Source organism: Nocardioides sp. NPDC101246, assembly GCF_044767415.1.
Taxonomy (GTDB): Bacteria; Actinomycetota; Actinomycetes; order Propionibacteriales; family Nocardioidaceae; genus Nocardioides.
On the sequence record NZ_JBIWNX010000026.1, the window covers coordinates 1 to 16,297 of the forward strand.

The window sequence follows — 16,297 nt, forward strand, 5'->3', positions numbered from 1 at the left end:
GATGCTCTACCTGCTCGCCTCGGTGGTCGCCGGGATCGGCGCCGCCTGGCTCGGGCTGACGCTCGGCCGGGTGGTCGTGCTCGACACCGGCCGCGGGGGGGGGGGGGGGGGGGGGGGCCCCCCCCCCCCCCCCCCCCCCCCCCCCCCCCCCCCCCCCCCACCACCCCCCCCCCCCCCGCGCCACAACTGCGGATTCGTCGGGGACTGGGGAGTGTTGGTCAGAAGCGGCGGGAGGAGTAGGTCGGGGTGAGCGCGTCCTTGATCTCCCGGAGCCAGGCGTCGAGTCGATCGCCAGTGAAGTCCCCTCTGCGCACGATGATGACGATCCAGCCGTGGTCGACCAGCCAGCCGCGCCGCTCCTCGTCGTAGATCTGCTGCTCCGGGTCGTCATGGTCTTCGCCGTCGTACTCGACGGCTACCTTGGCGAGGCGGTAGGCGAAGTCGAGGCGATATGTGGGGATGCCGTCGACATTGACCCAGACCTGTGTTTCGGGCAGTGGTAGGCCGGCGTCGCTGATCGCCAGCAACGTCCATGACTCCCGCTGGGACTCGACGTGGCGGTTGAGGAGCGGAACAAGCTCTCGGAGCTGGACGACACCGCGTCGGCCTTTGAAACGGGGAAGCTCTTGGTTGAGGTCGGCCCGGGTGATGCCGTGCTCCTTGGCGAACTCGTTGAGGGCGGCCATCGCCTCGCGGCGCCTCAGGTTGCAACCGAGATCTAGTGCGGTCCGCAAGGGGGTTGTGATCCTGACACCGTTGATCAACATGATGTCCCGGTCGAGGAGATCACGTGAGCGGCCGTCGACCCCTTCCAGGCGCGTCGGCGCGTTGCCGCGACGAGCGCAGGTCTCGACTGCTGGGATCTGGGTCTGTTCACTGAGCGAGTACGCGTTGATCCCGTGGATCCACGCGGCGGTGCGGTCGGACACGACGTGGTGTGGAGATACGACGCGGGAAACCGCTGCCGCTCTCGTCTCCGAAGTGTCCTCGACGTCGGAGGGAATGAAGACACCGCGGAAGGGTCTGAGGACCTCTCCGCGCTCGACGGCGACGCGGAGGTCGTACCTCTGGATGGAGAGCTCGTTGAGCTCGCTGGCGGTAAAAGGGCGCGCTGGCAGAGCCGAGGCAGCGCCGACAACTGACAGGTTCATGTGAGCCACTGTGCGCCCGGGGCGTACGAAATTCACTGCCGTTTTCGCCGGCTGTGGATAACTTCAGCCTGAAGGGCGCCTGTGGACAGTAAGTGGCCCGAACTCGTTCGGTAGAACTACCGATTCGTCCGCCACAACCACCGACTCGGCGGGTGGGTCAGCGCTGGCCCTTGAGAGCCCGGGGGATCTCCTTGCCCTGGGCGATGGCCTTCTCGGGGGCCTTGACCTTCTTCACCTTGAGTACGCCGATGAAGCCGAGGAGGGCGGCGAGGAGTACGTAGAAGCCGAAGACGATGAGGAAGGACCACTGCAGGCCGAGGCCTGTCCAGTGGATGAAGTAGGCCGCCGAGACGGAGAGCATGATCACGGCGAGGACCAGCAGGAAGGCTGCGGCGGCGAAGAGACCGATGCCGACGCCGGCGTTGGTCATCGAGACCTTGAGCTCCTGTTTGGCGAGCGTGATCTCCTTGTTGACGAGCTCGGAGATGTCGCGGGTGGCGTCGACGACGAGCTTGCCGATCGTCGGGTCCTCGCCGCCCGGGGACTTCACGATGTCGACTGCCATGGGAACCCTTCGCTGAACGTGTGTTGGGGAGCGCCCACGACCTTACCGGTCCCGACCCTGATCATCCTCGAACACGTCCGGCACGCCGTCCTCGTTGGCGTCGAGAGTCTCGATCTCCTCGATGCGGCGGTAGACCCTGTTGCGTGCCCGCAGCACGACCGTCGCCAAGGCAGCGGCCAGCACGGACCCGAACAGAACGCCCACCTTCATGTGGTCGTGAGCCGCCGGATCCGAGCTGAAGGCGAGCTCACCGATCAGCAGCGACACCGTGAACCCGATACCGGCCAGCATCGCCATCCCGATCACGTCGGTCCAGGCGAGGTCGTCGTCGAGCGAGGCACGGGTGAACCGGGCCAGCAGCCAGGTCGACCCCGAGATCCCGACGGTCTTGCCGACGACGAGACCGAGGATGATCCCGAGCGTGATCGGGTCGCGAAGCGCGCTGGTCACCCCGTCCCAGCCGCCGAGGGAGACACCGGCGGCGAAGAAGGCGAAGATCGGCACCGCGACGCCGGCCGAGATCGGCCGGATCAGGTGCTCGAAGTGCTCGGCGAGCCCGCGCTTGGCTTCGGGGTTGCGGGCGATGACGGGCACGGTGAACCCGAGCAGCACCCCGGCGACGGTGGCGTGGACACCGCTGGAGTGGACGAGGGCCCAGGCGATCAGGGCGAGCGGGAGGAGCAGCCAGGGGTTGCGTACGCGGCGCTGCACGAGCACCGCGAAGAGCCCGATCGGAACGAGCGCCAGCAGCAGGTAGCCGATGTGCAGCTCGGAGGTGAAGAAGACCGCGATGACGATGATGCCGAGCAGGTCGTCGACGACGGCGAGCGTCAGCAGGAACGTACGCAGCCCCGTGGGCAGATGCGTCGAGATGACCGCCAGGATCGCGACCGCGAAGGCGATGTCGGTGGCCACCGGTGTGGCCCAGCCGGCCAGCGAGCCGTCGCCGATCAGGTTGACGGCCACGTAGACCAGCGCCGGTGCGACCATGCCGCCGACCGCGGCCGCGATGGGCAGCGCGGCCCGGCGGGGGTCGCGGAGGTCGCCGGAGACGAACTCCCGCTTGAGCTCCAGACCCGCGACGAAGAAGAAGATCGCGAGCAGGCCGTCGGCCGCCCAGGCCCCGATGGTGAGGTCGAGATGAAGGGACTCGGGCCCGACCCGGAAGTCGCGGACGGCCTCGTACGCCTCCTGCCAGGGGCTGTTGGCCAGGATGACCGCGATGATCGCAGCGATGATCAGGAGTACGCCGCCCGTCGTCTCTGCGCGCAGGATCTCGGCCGTTCGCGAGGTCTCCAGCCAGGAGCCGCGGGTGAAGAGGCGGTTGCGGGTGTCGGTCACGGGTGGCCTCCAGGGGCTCAGGGGTCGACGAAGTCACGCCGACCAGACTTCCCGGCACACCTGCCGACGACCCTAGCAAGCACCGCCGTCAGGGGCAGCAGGGTGATCAGCGCGAGCTCATACTCGGCCAGAAGCACAACGCAAACAGAATTAAACGTATGCAAACCAGCAAAAATTAGAGTGAGTTGCTGCACAAATGCCCCGACCGGCACCGGATTTCGTTGCATAGTGGTTGAGCCCGCACTGAACGGTGAGGGTCGCTCCGGTCGCGCCGAGGCCCGTCACAGCCGGAGGAGAGTCGATCCGACCAGGGTGGCGGGCACGGGGGAGCCAAGCAGCACGCCGGGAGCCAGAGACAAGGCAGGCCGGCTCGGGGTGAAGGCGTAGACGGAACACAGGGATTCCAGCGCCCGGGCATCAGCAGCCCGAATCCGACAGGTCGACCTTCGCAGGCGTCGCTGCATCGGGGGAACCTCGAAATGATCGGATCCAGTATCCGCGCGCTGTCGCGCGCGCCCAGACGGATCAGCATCGGCCTGGCGACCGCACTCGTGGTCGGCCTCGCACTCGTCGCCGTACCCAACCAGGCGGCCACGGCCGCACCTTCACCGGGCACGAGCGCCCACACCGGCGCGCACCCGGCCTCGACCACCACCTCCACCACGACCACCGAGAAGAAGAAGGCCAAGAAAAAGAAGAAGTCGCGGGGCATCCGGGCCCTACGCCGCGCCAAGAGCCGCGCCGGCTCTCCGTACTCCTACGGCGGCGACGGCCCACGCGCCTTCGACTGCTCCGGCCTGACCCAGTGGGTCTACAAGAAGCTCGGCCGCAAGCTGCCGCACAGCTCATCGGCCCAGGTCGGCCACACCTTCAAGGTCAAGAAGCCGCGCAAGGGCGACCTGGTCTTCTTCTACGGCAGCGGCGGCGTCTACCACGTCGGTATCTACGCCGGGAAGCGCGACGGACGCCGCTGGGTCTGGCACGCACCCAATTCCGGCGAGACCGTCAAGAAGGACCCGATCTGGACCGACAGCTACTTCATCCGCCGGGTGAAGTACGGCAAATAGGGCTAGCAGCCGTACGGCAACGCCGAGTGCGCGCTTCGCGCGCTTACTCCCTCGCTCGGCGCGAGCGGACGAGCAAGCTCGCCGCTCGACCTCACTTCGGTCGTCTCGGCGCATCCGACCCCTCCCGCTCGCTCCGCTTCGCGAGACACGGGGTCAGATGCGCCGACTCGGCACCACGAGTTTGCGGCTTACTCGGTCGACGTCGCCTGACCCGCCGCGATCAGGTCCATGATCGTCTGGTCGGCAAGCGTGGTGGTGTCACCGACGCCGCGACCCTCGGCGAGGTCGCGGAGCAGCCGCCGCATGATCTTGCCGGAGCGCGTCTTGGGCAGCTCGGGCACGATCATGATCTGCCGCGGCTTCGCGATCGGGCCGATCTCCTTGCGGACGTGGTCGGAGAGCTCCTTCTCGCAGTCCTGCGGCGACCCGTCGCGCAGGATGACGTACGCCACCACGGCCTGTCCCGTGTCGGGGTCGGTCGCACCGACGACCGCGGCCTCGGCGACGTAGGAGTGCGAGACCAGGGCGGACTCGATCTCGGTCGTGGAGAGCCGGTGCCCGGACACGTTCATGACGTCGTCGACGCGGCCCAGGACCCAGACGTCGCCGTCCTCGTCCTTCTTCGCGCCGTCGCCGGCGAAGTAGAACCCCTGGTCCTTGAAGCGCGCCCAGTAGGTGTCGACGTAGCGCTGGTCGTCGCCCCAGATCGTACGCAGCATCGACGGCCACGGCTGGGTGAGCACGAGGTAGCCCCCGGCACCGTCCGGCACGGAGGCGCCGTTGTCGTCGACCACGTCGGCGCCCACGCCCGGCAGCGCCTTCATCGCCGACCCCGGCTTCCCGTGGGTGACCCCGGGGAGCGGCGAGATCATGATCGCGCCGGTCTCGGTCTGCCACCAGGTGTCCACGACCGGCACCGAGGAGCCGCCGATGACGTCGCGGTACCAGATGTAGGCCTCGGGGTTGATCGGCTCACCGACCGACCCGAGCAGGCGGACCGAGGAGAGGTCGCGGCCGTCCGGGATGGCGCGGCCCTGCTTCATGAACGTCCGGATGGCGGTCGGGGCCGTGTAGAAGAGCGTGACGCCGTACTCCTCGATGATCTGCCACCAGCGGCCCTTCTCCGGGAAGTCCGGGGTGCCTTCGTAGAGCACCTGGGTCGCGCCGTTGGCCAGCGGCCCGTAGACGATGTAGGAGTGGCCGGTGATCCAGCCGATGTCGGCGGTGCACCAGTAGACGTCGGTCTCAGGCTTGAGGTCGAAGACCTCCCAGTGCGTGAACGCCGCCTGGGTGAGGTAGCCGCCGGTGGTGTGCAGGATGCCCTTCGGCTTCCCGGTCGTGCCCGAGGTGTACATCACGAAGAGCGGGTGCTCGGCGTCGTGCGCGACCGGCGTGTGCTCGGTCGACGCGGTCGAGACGACCTCCGACCACCACTTGTCGACCGAGTCGTTCCAGTCGACGTCCTGGCCGGTGCGCTTGACCACGAGCACGTTCTCGACCAGGCCGGGCTGAGTCGCCTCGACCTTCGTGACCGCCTCGTCCACGGCGGGCTTGAGGGCCGAGGGTGCGCCACGGCGGTAGCCGCCGTCCGAGGTGACGATCAGCTTCGCGCCGCAGTCGACGACGCGGGTCGCGAGGGCGTCGGCGGAGAAGCCACCGAAGATGACGGTGTGGATCGCGCCGATCCGCGCACAGGCCAGCATCGCGAAGACGGCCTCGGGGATCATCGGCATGTAGATCGCCACCCGGTCGCCCTTGCCGACGCCCAGCGCCTCGAAGGCGTTCGCGGCCCGGGAGACCTCGTCCTTGAGCTCGGCATAGGTGATGGTGCGCTTGTCATCCGCGGGCTCGCCGACCCAGTGGATCGCGACCCGGTCACCGAGCCCGGCCTCGACGTGCCGGTCGACGGCGTTGTACGCGACGTTGATCTCGCCGCCCTCGAACCACTTCGCGAACGGCGGGTTGTCCCAGTTCAGGACGCGATCGAACGGCTTGGCCCAGGTGAGCCGTTCCGCGGCGGACGCCCAGAACGCGTCGCGGTCCGCGGCAGCGGCGTCGTACGCATCGGCCTTGACGTTGGCAGCGGCGGCAAGCTCGGCCGGGGGCTCGAACCGGCGCTTCTCGTGCAGCAGGTTGGACAGGGTCTCGTCGCTCACAGTGACTCCTACGTACGAAAAATGTGTGGCTCAAGCCACAGGGTAGTGCGGGGGAAAGAATGATGGCGGGCCGTCGTACAACACTGTGTACGACGGCCCGCCGTGAGGGATCAGTGCGTGATCGCCTTCTCCGAGCCGGCGCCGGTCAGGGCGCGCACCTCGAGCTCGACGTAACGCTCAGCGGTCTCCGGCTCCTTCGACGTCACCGTGCCCAGCCAGCCCAGGAAGAACCCGAGCGGGATGGAGATGAGGCCGGGGTTCTCCAGGGGGAACCAGGAGAAGTCGATGCCGGCCGGGAACAGCGAGAGGCTGTCGCCGGTGACCGGGTCGACCTTGCCGGAGACGACCGGCGAGAAGAAGACCAGGCCGACGCAGGAGATCAGGCCGCCGTAGATCGACCAGACCGCGCCGCGGGTGTTGAACCGCTTCCAGAACATGTTGTAGATGATCGCGGGCAGGTTCGCCGACGCGGCGACCGCGAAGGCCAGCGCTACCAGGAACGCGATGTTCAGCGACTGTGCTGGGATGGCCAGCAGGATCGCGACCAGGCCGATGCCCGCCGCGGCCCAGCGCGAGACCTTCATCTCCTCCTTCTCGGTGGCCTTGCCACGCTTGATCACCGAGTTGTAGATGTCGTGGGCGACGGAGACCGAGGAGGTCAGCGTCAGACCCGCGACCACGGCGAGGATCGTGGCGAAGGCGACAGCGGCGATGAGCGCCAGCAGTACGGCGCCGCCGATGGAGCCTTCACCGCCACCGACCTCCTGGGCGAGCAGTGGTGCCGCCAGGTTGCCGGCCTTGTCCAGGGTGGACGGATCGACCAGCGCGGCCGCACCGAAGCCCAGGACCAGCGTGAACAGGTAGAAGACGCCGATCAGGCCGATCGCCCACAGCACCGACTTGCGAGCGTCCGCCGAGGTCGGGACCGTGTAGAAGCGGATCAGGATGTGCGGCAGGCCGGCGGTGCCGAGCACCAGGGCGAGCCCGAGCGAGACGAAGTCCAGCTCGCTGGTGAAGCTCGCGCCGTACTTCAGTCCGGGCTGGAGGAAGGCGTCGCCCTTGCCCGAGGCGTCGGCGGCGGAACCGAGCAGCTCGGAGAGGTTGAAGCCGAACTGGGCGAGCACCAGGATCACGATCAGCGCCGAGCCGGTCATCAGCAGGACGGCCTTGACGATCTGGACCCAGGTGGTGCCCTTCATCCCGCCGACGGTGACGTAGAAGATCATCAGCGCGCCGACGAACAGGATCACGATGTTCTTGACCACCTGGTCCTCGACGCCGAGCAGCAGGGCCACCAGGGCGCCCGCACCGACCATCTGGGCCAGCAGGTAGAAGATCGAGACGACGACGGTGGAGGTCGCGGCCGCCAGGCGGACCGGGCGCTGCTTCATCCGGTACGCCAGCTGGTCGGCCATCGTGTAGCGACCGGAGTTACGCAGCACCTCCGCGACCAGCAGCAGCGCCACCAGCCAGGCGACGAGGAAGCCGATCGAGTAGAGGAACCCGTCGTAGCCCGACAGCGCGATGGCGCCGGAGATGCCGAGGAACGACGCCGCCGACATGTAGTCGCCGCCGATGGCGAGACCGTTCTGGAAGCCGGAGAAGCCGCGGCCGCCGGCGTAGTAGTCGGCCGCCGTCTTCGTCTGCCGGCTCGCCCAGAAGGTGATGCCGATCGTGATCGCGACGACCGTGAGGAAGAGGACCGTGGTGAGGATCTGGCTACCGTCCATCAGAGCTGCCTCTTCTCGATCTCGTATTCCTCGTCGAGCTTCCGAGCCAGCGGGTCGAGGCGCTTGTTGGAGTAGTTGGCGTAGAGGTAGGCGATGCCGAACGTGGTCGCGAACTGGAGGAGCCCGAAGACCAGCGCGACGTTGATGTTGCCGACGAGCTTGGTGTTCATGAAGTCCTCCGCCCAGTTGGAGCAGAAGACGTAGAGGAGGTACCACACCAGGAATGCCACCGTGGCCGGGAACACGAACTTCCGGTACGCCGACCGCAGAGCGCGGAACTCTGCGGTGGCGTGCAGGCTGTCGTAGACCGGATCGTGCCGGTGGGCTTGGTCGTGTGCTTCTTGGCTCACGGTCTAACCCTTTCGTTGACGAGGCCGTCCTCCGTGGGGGTGGATGACGGACGACGTGTGATCGCAGTCACATTAGGGGTCGGTCGGGCCGGTCGTCGCGGGGTGACGCGCGGTCCCTCGGTGGGCGGTGCAGTCGAGCGACGAGCGGTCGATTTCGTACGTCGAGTGGCTGCTCTACCCGCGCCGGCCGCCGCCACCTGACGTGCCGCCACCGGTCTGGGTGCCACCGCCCTCGGGCGGATGCACACACCCCGGACACGGACTGCCGCGGTCGGTCAGGTGGTGGGTCTGGCGAGCGAGGATCACGACCTCGGACAGCTGCCGCGACTCGCCCGGCATCGTGAGACCGAGGCCGTACGTCGCGTTGAACGCCCACACGTCCACCCCCGCCCGGACCGCTGCCCTCCGCGCCAGATCGTAGGCGGCGTCGTAGAGGGCGGGCACGTCGATGGAGACCAGGTGGCTGATCGCGGGCCGGACCGACTCGCCGGCCGCCCAGCTCTGGAGGAGGTCTCGCACCCGGCCCTCCTCGACCAACCCGCCGAGGTAGGCCTTGACGATGTGGACGACCTCGCTGCGTCCGATGTCGGGGATGTCCAGGGTGCTGGCGACCGCGGCCGCCGCGGCGTCCGCGAACCGGCCGGACCGGGTCTCCTGCTGCGACCGGGCCCGCTGTGCCTCGTCGAGCGCCGCGAACGCCTCGCTCACATCCGGATCACCGGACAGCACCGCGACCGGCGCCGGACGCGGGTCCCCGAGGTGGAGGGTCGCCGCCTGGAACCGGCCGAGCTGACGAGCGATGGCGAGGCCGCTGTCCGAGACCGGCTGTCCCGGCTCGGTGGGCGCGGCCTCGTGGACCGCCACGACGAGCGGCTTCAGCCGGGCGGCGCCGCGGCGGTTCGCGGTCACGTACTGGTGGATCTGCTCGTACGCCGCCTCCTCGCCCTCCGAGCGCTGAACCTGTCGCGTCTCGAGGGCGTACCGCTCCTCGACCTGCCGCTTCCAGGCTCCCTCGGAGACGGGCACCGCGGTGATGGTGAAGACCAACGCGACCATCAGGCCGATGTTGACCCCGGCCAGCGTCCGCTTCCCCGTGTTGAGCACGCCGAGGACCGGTAGCCGGACCTCGCCGAAGCGCTGCGGCCACCGCAGCACGAGGAAGCTGCTCACGGCGATCGCGGTGTAGGCGGTCAGCCAGTACGCCCAGTGCACCCCGGTCAGCGCCTGCACCCGCTCCAGCACGGCACGGGTCGCCGTGACCTGGGTCGGGGTGAGCGAGAGGACGCCGGCCAGCCACACCAGCGCCAGCGACAGCAGCAGCCCGAGCTGGACCGACCAGACGATGTCGGCCGCGGCACGCACCGTGATCCGTCGCGACGTGCGCATCGTCCGCCAGCCGCACCAGGAGAGCCACGCCATGATCAGGAGGAGCACGGGTGCGACGTACGTCGTGGAGAGCAGGTTGCCGAAGACGAGCTGCTCGCCCACCAGGGTGGCGACGGCGACGCCGCCGAGGTGCGGGACGGCCCGCGCGGCGAGGTGCTCCGACTCGCCGAACCGCCGCCGGGCCAGGAACACGGACCAGCCCCCGAAGCCCATGATCAGGCCGGCGGGGAGGAAGCGGTCGGGCCACCACCAGAGCAGGGCGGTGATGACTGTCGCCCAGGCCAGGACGACGAGCGCCGCGCGTCCGAACCTCCGATGCCGCCACCACCCGACCGCAGGTGCGACCGTGACCGAGTGGACGACCAGGAGCGCCACTCCGACGAGCAGTCCGAGAAGGAGCCCGCCGAAGGCGCCGAGCACTCCCGCGAGTGCTGTCAGCGCCACGTCTGCGAAGCCGTCGACCTCACGTCCGCCGGCCGCATGCCAGACGCCCAGCAGGCCACCGGCAGCTGTCACGTACAGACCCAGGTCGGCGCCGACGTCCGAACTCTCATCCATCGCCGGCTCCCGGATCGACGCGAAGGACCCAGGCATGCCCAGGAACGGTCCGTCAGACTAGCGAGCGACGCGTCGGCGCGGGCGCGTTTTCGGCCAGATGCACGACTTTCGGGGCGTACTCGGAGCCGGCCGGCGCTAGGCCGATGACGTCTGCGGTCGGCGGTCGGGGGACGCGAGCGTGGGTTCGGGGGTGTGGAGGCGTACGAGAAGGCTGGTCGTGTGGGTGGGGATGCGGGCAGATGTGGCGAGGCTGACGAGGATCATGACGGCGAAGGAGAGCGGCACCGCCCACAGCGCGGGCTGGGCGAGCGCGACATCCACCCACGTGCCCGTACGCGACCCACTGATCGTGAAGACCACGGCCGACCCCGTGGTGACCAGGCCGGTGACCAGCCCGGTGGCGGCGCCGTAGGCGGTCAGCCGGCGCCACCAGATGCCGAGCAGGAGCAACGGGCAGAAGGTGGCCGCCGCGAGCGCGAAGGCCAGGGCGACCCCGCGGGCGACCCCGACGCTGGGGGTCAGCAGGGCGCCGACGACCGGGACGATGACAGCGACCAGGGAGGCGATCCGGAAGGCGGCGACGCCGCCGTAGCGGCTGCCCCGGCGGCGCAGCAGGGGGACGACCACGTCCTGGGAGAGCACGCCGGAGACGGCGATCGCCAGTCCCGACGACGTCGAGAGGAAGGCCGCGAACGCGCCCGCGCAGACCAGTCCGGTGAGGGCGTCACCCGCCCAGCCGGGGACCATCAGACCGGGCAGCTCGAGCACCAGGGTGTCGGCGGAGGCGGGGGTGGCTCCGTACACGCGCCCGAGGAGGCCGAGGATCGGTGGCAGCAGGTAGAAGACGCCGAGGAGGGCGAGCACGACCAGGGTCGTGCGGCGAGCGGCGCGGCCGTCGGGGTTGGTGTAGAAGCGGACGCCCACGTGCGGCAGGCCCATCGTGCCGAGGAACGTCGCCGCGATCAGCGAGTAGGTGGCGTAGAGGCCGGTCGTGGTGTCGGTGCCGATGGGCAGCGACCAGGCCTGGCTGAGGTCGGCGCGGGGCGCGCCGTCGGCGCCCCAGACCGCGACCAGCACTCCGACGGGCACCAGCAGCGCGGTCAGCTTGAGCCAGTACTGGAAGGCCTGCACGAACGTGATCGAGCGCATCCCGCCCGAGAAGACGCTGACCAGCACGACCGTCCCGACCAGCACCGGTCCCACCCAGCGAGGTGCGCTCGCGACCAGCTCCAGGGTCAGTCCGGCGCCCTGCAGCTGGGGCAGCAGGTAGAGCCAGCCGATGGTCACGACCAGCAGCGAGCAGAGCCGCCGCACCCCGCGCGAGGCGAGCCGCTCCTCGGCGAAGTCGGGCAGTGTGTATGCGCCTGACCTGCGCAGAGGGGCCGCGACCAGGGTCAGCAGGACGAGATAGCCGGCGGTCCAGCCGATCGGATACCAGAGCATCTCCGCGCCCGAGGTGAACACCAGCCCGGCGACGCCCAGGAAGGAGGCGGCCGAGAGGTACTCCCCACCGATCGCGCTCGCGTTGAGGCCGGGGCGCACCGACCGCGAGGCGACGTAGAAGTCGCTCGTGGTCCGGCTGAACCGCAGCCCCCAGGTGCCGATGGTGAGCGTCGCCAGGGTGACCAGGCTGACCGCGACGATCGCCGGGGCGGAGTCGAAGGTCATGGCGTCTCGTCGTCCGAGCGGAGCAGGTCGGCATAGCTGGCCTCGTTGCGCTCCGCTCCGCGCAGGTACCAGCGGCCGAGGAGGAACAGGAACGGGTAGACCAGCACCCCGAGGAGCAGCCAGGGGAGCGGGACGCCGAACGGCGCGGTGCGGACCAGGCCCGGAGCCAGCCAGAACAGCAGCGGGAGCGAGCCGACGCCGAGGAGTAGCACCACCAGGGTGCGTACGGCGATCGAGAGCTGGGCGCGCATCAGCGAGCCGAGGTAGACCTCGCCGAGACGGGTGTCCTCGTCGACGTCGACCCGGCGGACGGCCGGGCGTCGCCGGGGCGGTCCGGTGACGCGTACGCGTTGGGGCTCGGTCATGTCAGCTTCGCCGGGCGAGCAGGTCCTTGAGCTGGCGCGTGTGGCGCCGGCTGACCTGCAGCTCGGTCCCGCGGGACGCGCCGCCGACTACGACCGAGCAGCGTCCGGCCTCCGACCGCACCTCGGTCACGTGGGCGAGGTTGACGAGGAGCGAGCGGTGGATGCGTACGAACCGGGCGGAGGCCCACTCCTGCTCGAGCTGGGTCAGCGGGACCCGCACCAGGTGGGAGGCGTCGGCCGTGTGCAGCCGGGCGTAGTCGCCCTGTGCCTCGACGTGGGTGATCTGGGAGCGCCACACGAAGCGGGTGACGCCGCCGAGCTCGACCGGGATCTGTACGTCACCGCTCGGCTCCTCCTCCGGCACGCTGCCCATCAGCCGGGTGACGGTCTCCGCCAGCCGCTCGGCGCGGACCGGCTTGAGCACGTAGTCGACCGCACGCAGGTCGAACGCCTCCAGTGCGTGCTCCTCGTGAGCGGTCACGAACACGACCGCCGGCGGCGTCTTGAACCGCGCTAGCAGCCGGGCCAGCTCGAGCCCGTTGAGGCCGGGCATCTGGATGTCGAGGAACACCGCGTCCACGCCCGACCCCTGCAGTTGCTGCAGCCCGTCGGTCGCGTTCAGGCAGGTGCGTACCTCCGCCACCCGGGCGTCCTGGGTGAGCAGGTAGGAGAGCTCGTCGGCCGCCGGCGGCTCGTCGTCGACGACCAGGATGCGGAGCCGGCCTCCCGGCGCCCCCTGGCGCGCGGCGAAGGCCTGCGTGGTTCGGCCGTTCATGTGTGCACTCCTGGGGCGAACTTGGGGATTCGGAGGATGACCTTCGTGCCGGCACCGGGGGCGGTCTCGACGACGAGACCGTAGTCGTCGCCGTAGGCGTTGCGGAGCCGGGCGTCGACGTTGCCGAGCCCGACCGAGTCGGCGCCGCCGGCCAGCGCGTTGCGCACCTTCTCCGGGTCCTCGCCGGCGCCGTCGTCCTCGACCTCGATCACGCACTCGGTGCCGCTGTCGGCGGCCCGGATGGAGATGTGGCCGGTCTGCGCGTCGGCCAAACCGTGGCGTACGGCGTTCTCGACCAGCGGCTGCAGGCACAGGAACGGCACCGCGATCGGCAGCACCTCGGGAGCCACCGAGAGTCGCACCGAGAGCCGCTCGCCGAACCGGGCCTGCTCCAGCAGGAGGTAGCGCTCCACGGAGCGGAGCTCCTCGGACAGCGTCGTGTATTCGCCGTGGGTCCGGAAGGAGTAGCGGGTGAAGTCCGCGAACTCCAGCAGCAGCTCGCGCGCACGCTCCGGATCGGTGCGTACGAAGCTGGCGATCGCCCCCAGCGAGTTGTAGATGAAGTGCGGACTGATCTGAGCGCGCAGCGCGCGCACCTCGGCCTCCATCAGGCGCCGCCGAGACGCGTCGAGCTCGGCGAGCTCCAGCTGACCGGAGACCCACGTCGCGACCTCGTCGGTGGCGCGGACCATCATCGCCGAGGTGTCCGGGGCGTACGCCTGCAGCGTGCCGACCAGGTGGTCGTCGACGACCAGCGGGCTGACCACGGCGGAGTGCAGCGGGCAGCCCGCCTGGCCGCACTCCAGGTCGACGCGGTCGTAGAACCTGGTCGCGCCGCGCTCCAGCGTCCCCTCGGCCAGCTTGGTCACGTGCTCCTGGTGGTGAGTGCCGATGCCCTCCCAGGCGAGCAGGCCGTCGGTGTCGGTGATCGCGAGCGCGGGGGCGGCCAGGAGCGCCTGCAGGTGCGGGGCGGCGCGCTCGGCGCTGTCGACGGTCAGGCCGCCACGCAGCGCAGGGCTCGCCAGCGATGCGTTGTGGAGGGTGCGGAAGGTCGCCCGGTCGGCTTCGGTGCCCAGGTGAGTGCCCAACGGGGTGCGCAGCCAGCGCCGCATCCGCGCTCCTTCCCTCCGGTGGATCAGACCTCCAGTGTGACGACGCACACGGTATCTGTCACCCGCCGATGTACGTTGGCAGCATGCGATTGAGTCGAGTGATCCCGGGTCTCCTGGCCGTCGGCGCAGCGGGCGCGGGGGCGGCCTTCGTGATCGGCATGCGCAACAAGTCGCCGTGGCTTCAGGACCGCATCCGCGCCTTCTCGAAGCGGTTCGCCTCCGAGGCCCTGAAGACCGCCGGGATGGAGGGCGTCACCAACGGCGTCGTCCTCCACGTCGGCCGCGCGAGCGGGCGGGAGTACGCCACCCCGATCACGCCGTTCCCGACCCCCGACGGCTTCATCATCAATCTGCCCTACACCTCGAAGGTCGACTGGGCCCAGAACGTGCTGGCCGCCAACTCGGCCACGATCGTCCACGACGGCGTCGACCACCGCGTCACCGACCCGCGCGTCGTCCCCTACTCCGAGGTCGCACCCCTGCTCCCCAAGGGCGCCGGCGTCTTCCGTGCCGTCTTCGACGTCCAGGAGTTCCTCCGCGTCACCAAGGTGGACTGAGGCAGGGGGCGTTCACTCGGCGCTCTCCCGTTCCTCCAGGCCGACCGCCTTCCGCAGCTCGTCGCGGTCGTCGCGCAGCTCAGGATGGTCGCGGGCCAGCCTTTCCATCATCCCGGAGAGCCCTTCGGCGATGGCGTTGAGCTTCTGCTGGACGGCGTCGTCGGCCCGCTTCTGGGTGTTCTGCAGGAGCGCTACCAGCAGGAACGTGACGATCGTCGTCGCCGTGTTGATGATCAGCTGCCAGGTGTCCACATCCGGCAGCACGACGATCGACGGCGCCCAGACCACCACCAGCAGCACGCACATCATGAAGAACCACGCGCGGGACACGAAGTCGCTCGCGCGGGTGGCGAAGTGGTCGAAGAACCCCACCTTGCCGGTGACCTCCGACGGCATCGTCTTCTCGCCCTGATGCTCCTGCTCGCTCGTCGACATCTCTGCCTCCTCTTCCGACTGGTCAGTACCCGATCCGAGCTCGCCGTACCCGCGTGGACGGTAGGTTGCGACGCGTGGGATATGAGCTGAGTGACCGGTTGGTCGTCGGGATCGCCTCGAGCGCGCTCTTCGACCTCACCGAGTCGGATGCGTACTTCCGCGAGCACGGTGAAGAGGCCTACCGCCGCTACCAGGACGATCGGATCGACGATCCGCTCGCACCGGGGGTCGCCTTCCCGTTCATCAAGCGGCTGCTGAGCCTCAACGACCTGGCGCCCGACGCCGACGACGGTCTCGTCGAGGTGATCGTGGTCTCGCGTAACGACCCCAACACCGGGCTGCGGGTGATGCGCTCGATCGAGCACCACGGCCTGTCGATGACCCGCGCGGTCTTCACCCAGGGCCGCTCGCCCCACCCCTACATCGGCGCGCTCGACATGTCACTGTTCCTCAGCGGCAACCGCGAGGACGTCATCGCGGCCAGCCGGGAGGGGTTCCCGGCCGGGCACGTGCTGCCGTCGGCGGCGACGTACGACGAGACGGACCGCTCCGTCGTCGTCGCCTTCGACTTCGACGGTGTGCTCGCCGACGACGGCTCCGAGCGGGTCTTCCGCGAGGAGGGGATCGAGCGTTACCGGGTCTATGAGGCGAGCCGGAAGGCCGAGCCGCTCGAGCCCGGGCCGCTGCAGCCGCTGCTGCGCGACCTCAACCGGATCCAGCGGATCGAGGAGCAGCGCCGCCTGGAGTCCCCTGACTATGAGCCGCGGCTGCGGATCGCGCTGGTCACCGCTCGCGGCGCTCCGGCCCACGAGCGGGCGATCCGGTCGCTGCAGTCCTGGGACGTCCACGTCAACGAGGCGTTCTTCCTGGGTGGCGTGGAGAAGGTACGTGTGCTCGAGGTGCTCCGCCCGCTGATCTTCTTCGACGACCAGTCGACCCACCTGGACGAGGCGGTCGGGTCGATCGCCGGGGTCCACGTCCCCTACGGCGTGGCCAACGCCGACGATGTTCCCGCTGGTCAATAGCGCTTTACAGTTCATCCACAGGAGGTTCTCATCTGGTGGATCGGCGCCTGCATATG

At 69.4% G+C, this 16,297-nt stretch carries 15 protein-coding genes; 3 read left to right on the forward strand and 12 right to left on the reverse strand.

Annotated elements, in window-relative coordinates; all coding sequences use genetic code 11:
• Nucleotides 1–218: 218 nt before the first annotated feature.
• The 3 genes from ACIRON_RS29900 to nhaA all read right to left on the reverse strand — a co-directional run bounded on the left by ACIRON_RS29900 (nucleotide 219) and on the right by nhaA (nucleotide 3,057).
• Nucleotides 219–929: a DUF559 domain-containing protein gene (locus ACIRON_RS29900; RefSeq protein ID WP_402998760.1), complete on the reverse strand. Its 711-nt coding sequence runs from the start codon at nucleotides 927–929 to the stop codon at nucleotides 219–221.
• A gap of 379 nt (nucleotides 930–1,308) precedes the next feature.
• Nucleotides 1,309–1,716: a phage holin family protein gene (locus ACIRON_RS29905; protein ID WP_402998762.1), complete on the reverse strand. Its 408-nt coding sequence runs from the start codon at nucleotides 1,714–1,716 to the stop codon at nucleotides 1,309–1,311.
• 42 nt (nucleotides 1,717–1,758) lie between these two features.
• A complete protein-coding gene (gene nhaA / locus ACIRON_RS29910) occupies nucleotides 1,759–3,057 on the reverse strand; it encodes a Na+/H+ antiporter NhaA (RefSeq protein WP_402998765.1) in 1,299 nt (432 codons plus the stop codon).
• Nucleotides 3,058–3,536: 479 nt separating this feature from the next.
• Between nhaA and ACIRON_RS29915 the strand changes: the two genes are divergently transcribed.
• Entirely contained in the window at nucleotides 3,537–4,124 is a 588-nt protein-coding gene (locus ACIRON_RS29915) for a C40 family peptidase (protein WP_402998767.1), read from the forward strand.
• Nucleotides 4,125–4,312: 188 nt separating this feature from the next.
• Here the strand turns inward: ACIRON_RS29915 and acs are convergent, their stop codons facing one another.
• The 8 genes from acs to ACIRON_RS29955 all read right to left on the reverse strand — a co-directional run bounded on the left by acs (nucleotide 4,313) and on the right by ACIRON_RS29955 (nucleotide 14,224).
• Nucleotides 4,313–6,280, reverse strand: coding sequence for an acetate--CoA ligase (gene acs / locus ACIRON_RS29920; protein WP_402998769.1), 1,968 nt, complete (start codon nucleotides 6,278–6,280; stop codon nucleotides 4,313–4,315).
• A 110-nt stretch (nucleotides 6,281–6,390) separates the two neighbouring features.
• Nucleotides 6,391–8,010, reverse strand: coding sequence for a cation acetate symporter (locus tag ACIRON_RS29925; protein ID WP_402998771.1), 1,620 nt, complete (start codon nucleotides 8,008–8,010; stop codon nucleotides 6,391–6,393).
• A complete protein-coding gene (locus ACIRON_RS29930; protein ID WP_402998774.1) occupies nucleotides 8,010–8,360 on the reverse strand; it encodes a DUF485 domain-containing protein in 351 nt (116 codons plus the stop codon). Before ACIRON_RS29930 ends, ACIRON_RS29925 begins: the two co-directional genes overlap by 1 nt.
• 174 nt (nucleotides 8,361–8,534) lie before the next feature.
• Nucleotides 8,535–10,304, reverse strand: a complete 1,770-nt coding sequence (locus tag ACIRON_RS29935; protein WP_402998775.1) for a hypothetical protein — start codon at nucleotides 10,302–10,304, stop codon at nucleotides 8,535–8,537.
• Nucleotides 10,305–10,439: 135 nt separating this feature from the next.
• Entirely contained in the window at nucleotides 10,440–11,972 is a 1,533-nt protein-coding gene (locus tag ACIRON_RS29940) for a cation acetate symporter (RefSeq protein ID WP_402998777.1), read from the reverse strand.
• Complete coding sequence (locus ACIRON_RS29945; protein WP_402998779.1) at nucleotides 11,969–12,337, reverse strand: hypothetical protein; 369 nt, start codon at nucleotides 12,335–12,337, stop codon at nucleotides 11,969–11,971. Before ACIRON_RS29945 ends, ACIRON_RS29940 begins: the two co-directional genes overlap by 4 nt.
• A 1-nt stretch (nucleotide 12,338) precedes the next feature.
• Complete coding sequence (locus tag ACIRON_RS29950) at nucleotides 12,339–13,112, reverse strand: LytR/AlgR family response regulator transcription factor (protein WP_402998781.1); 774 nt, start codon at nucleotides 13,110–13,112, stop codon at nucleotides 12,339–12,341.
• Complete coding sequence (locus ACIRON_RS29955; protein WP_402998784.1) at nucleotides 13,109–14,224, reverse strand: sensor histidine kinase; 1,116 nt, start codon at nucleotides 14,222–14,224, stop codon at nucleotides 13,109–13,111. Before ACIRON_RS29955 ends, ACIRON_RS29950 begins: the two co-directional genes overlap by 4 nt.
• Nucleotides 14,225–14,307: 83 nt before the next feature.
• On the opposite strand from ACIRON_RS29955, the gene ACIRON_RS29960 reads away from it, so the two are divergent.
• Entirely contained in the window at nucleotides 14,308–14,781 is a 474-nt protein-coding gene (locus ACIRON_RS29960; protein ID WP_402998786.1) for a hypothetical protein, read from the forward strand.
• A 12-nt stretch (nucleotides 14,782–14,793) separates the two neighbouring features.
• On the opposite strand, the gene ACIRON_RS29965 is transcribed toward ACIRON_RS29960, so the two are convergent.
• Complete coding sequence (locus tag ACIRON_RS29965; protein ID WP_402998789.1) at nucleotides 14,794–15,216, reverse strand: low affinity iron permease family protein; 423 nt, start codon at nucleotides 15,214–15,216, stop codon at nucleotides 14,794–14,796.
• Between the two features lie 74 nt (nucleotides 15,217–15,290).
• On the opposite strand from ACIRON_RS29965, the gene ACIRON_RS29970 reads away from it, so the two are divergent.
• The gene (locus ACIRON_RS29970; RefSeq protein ID WP_402998792.1) at nucleotides 15,291–16,241 is read left to right on the forward strand and encodes a 5'-nucleotidase; all 951 of its coding nucleotides are present in this window, start codon (nucleotides 15,291–15,293) and stop codon (nucleotides 16,239–16,241) included.
• The last annotated feature ends 56 nt before the right edge of the window (nucleotides 16,242–16,297 follow it).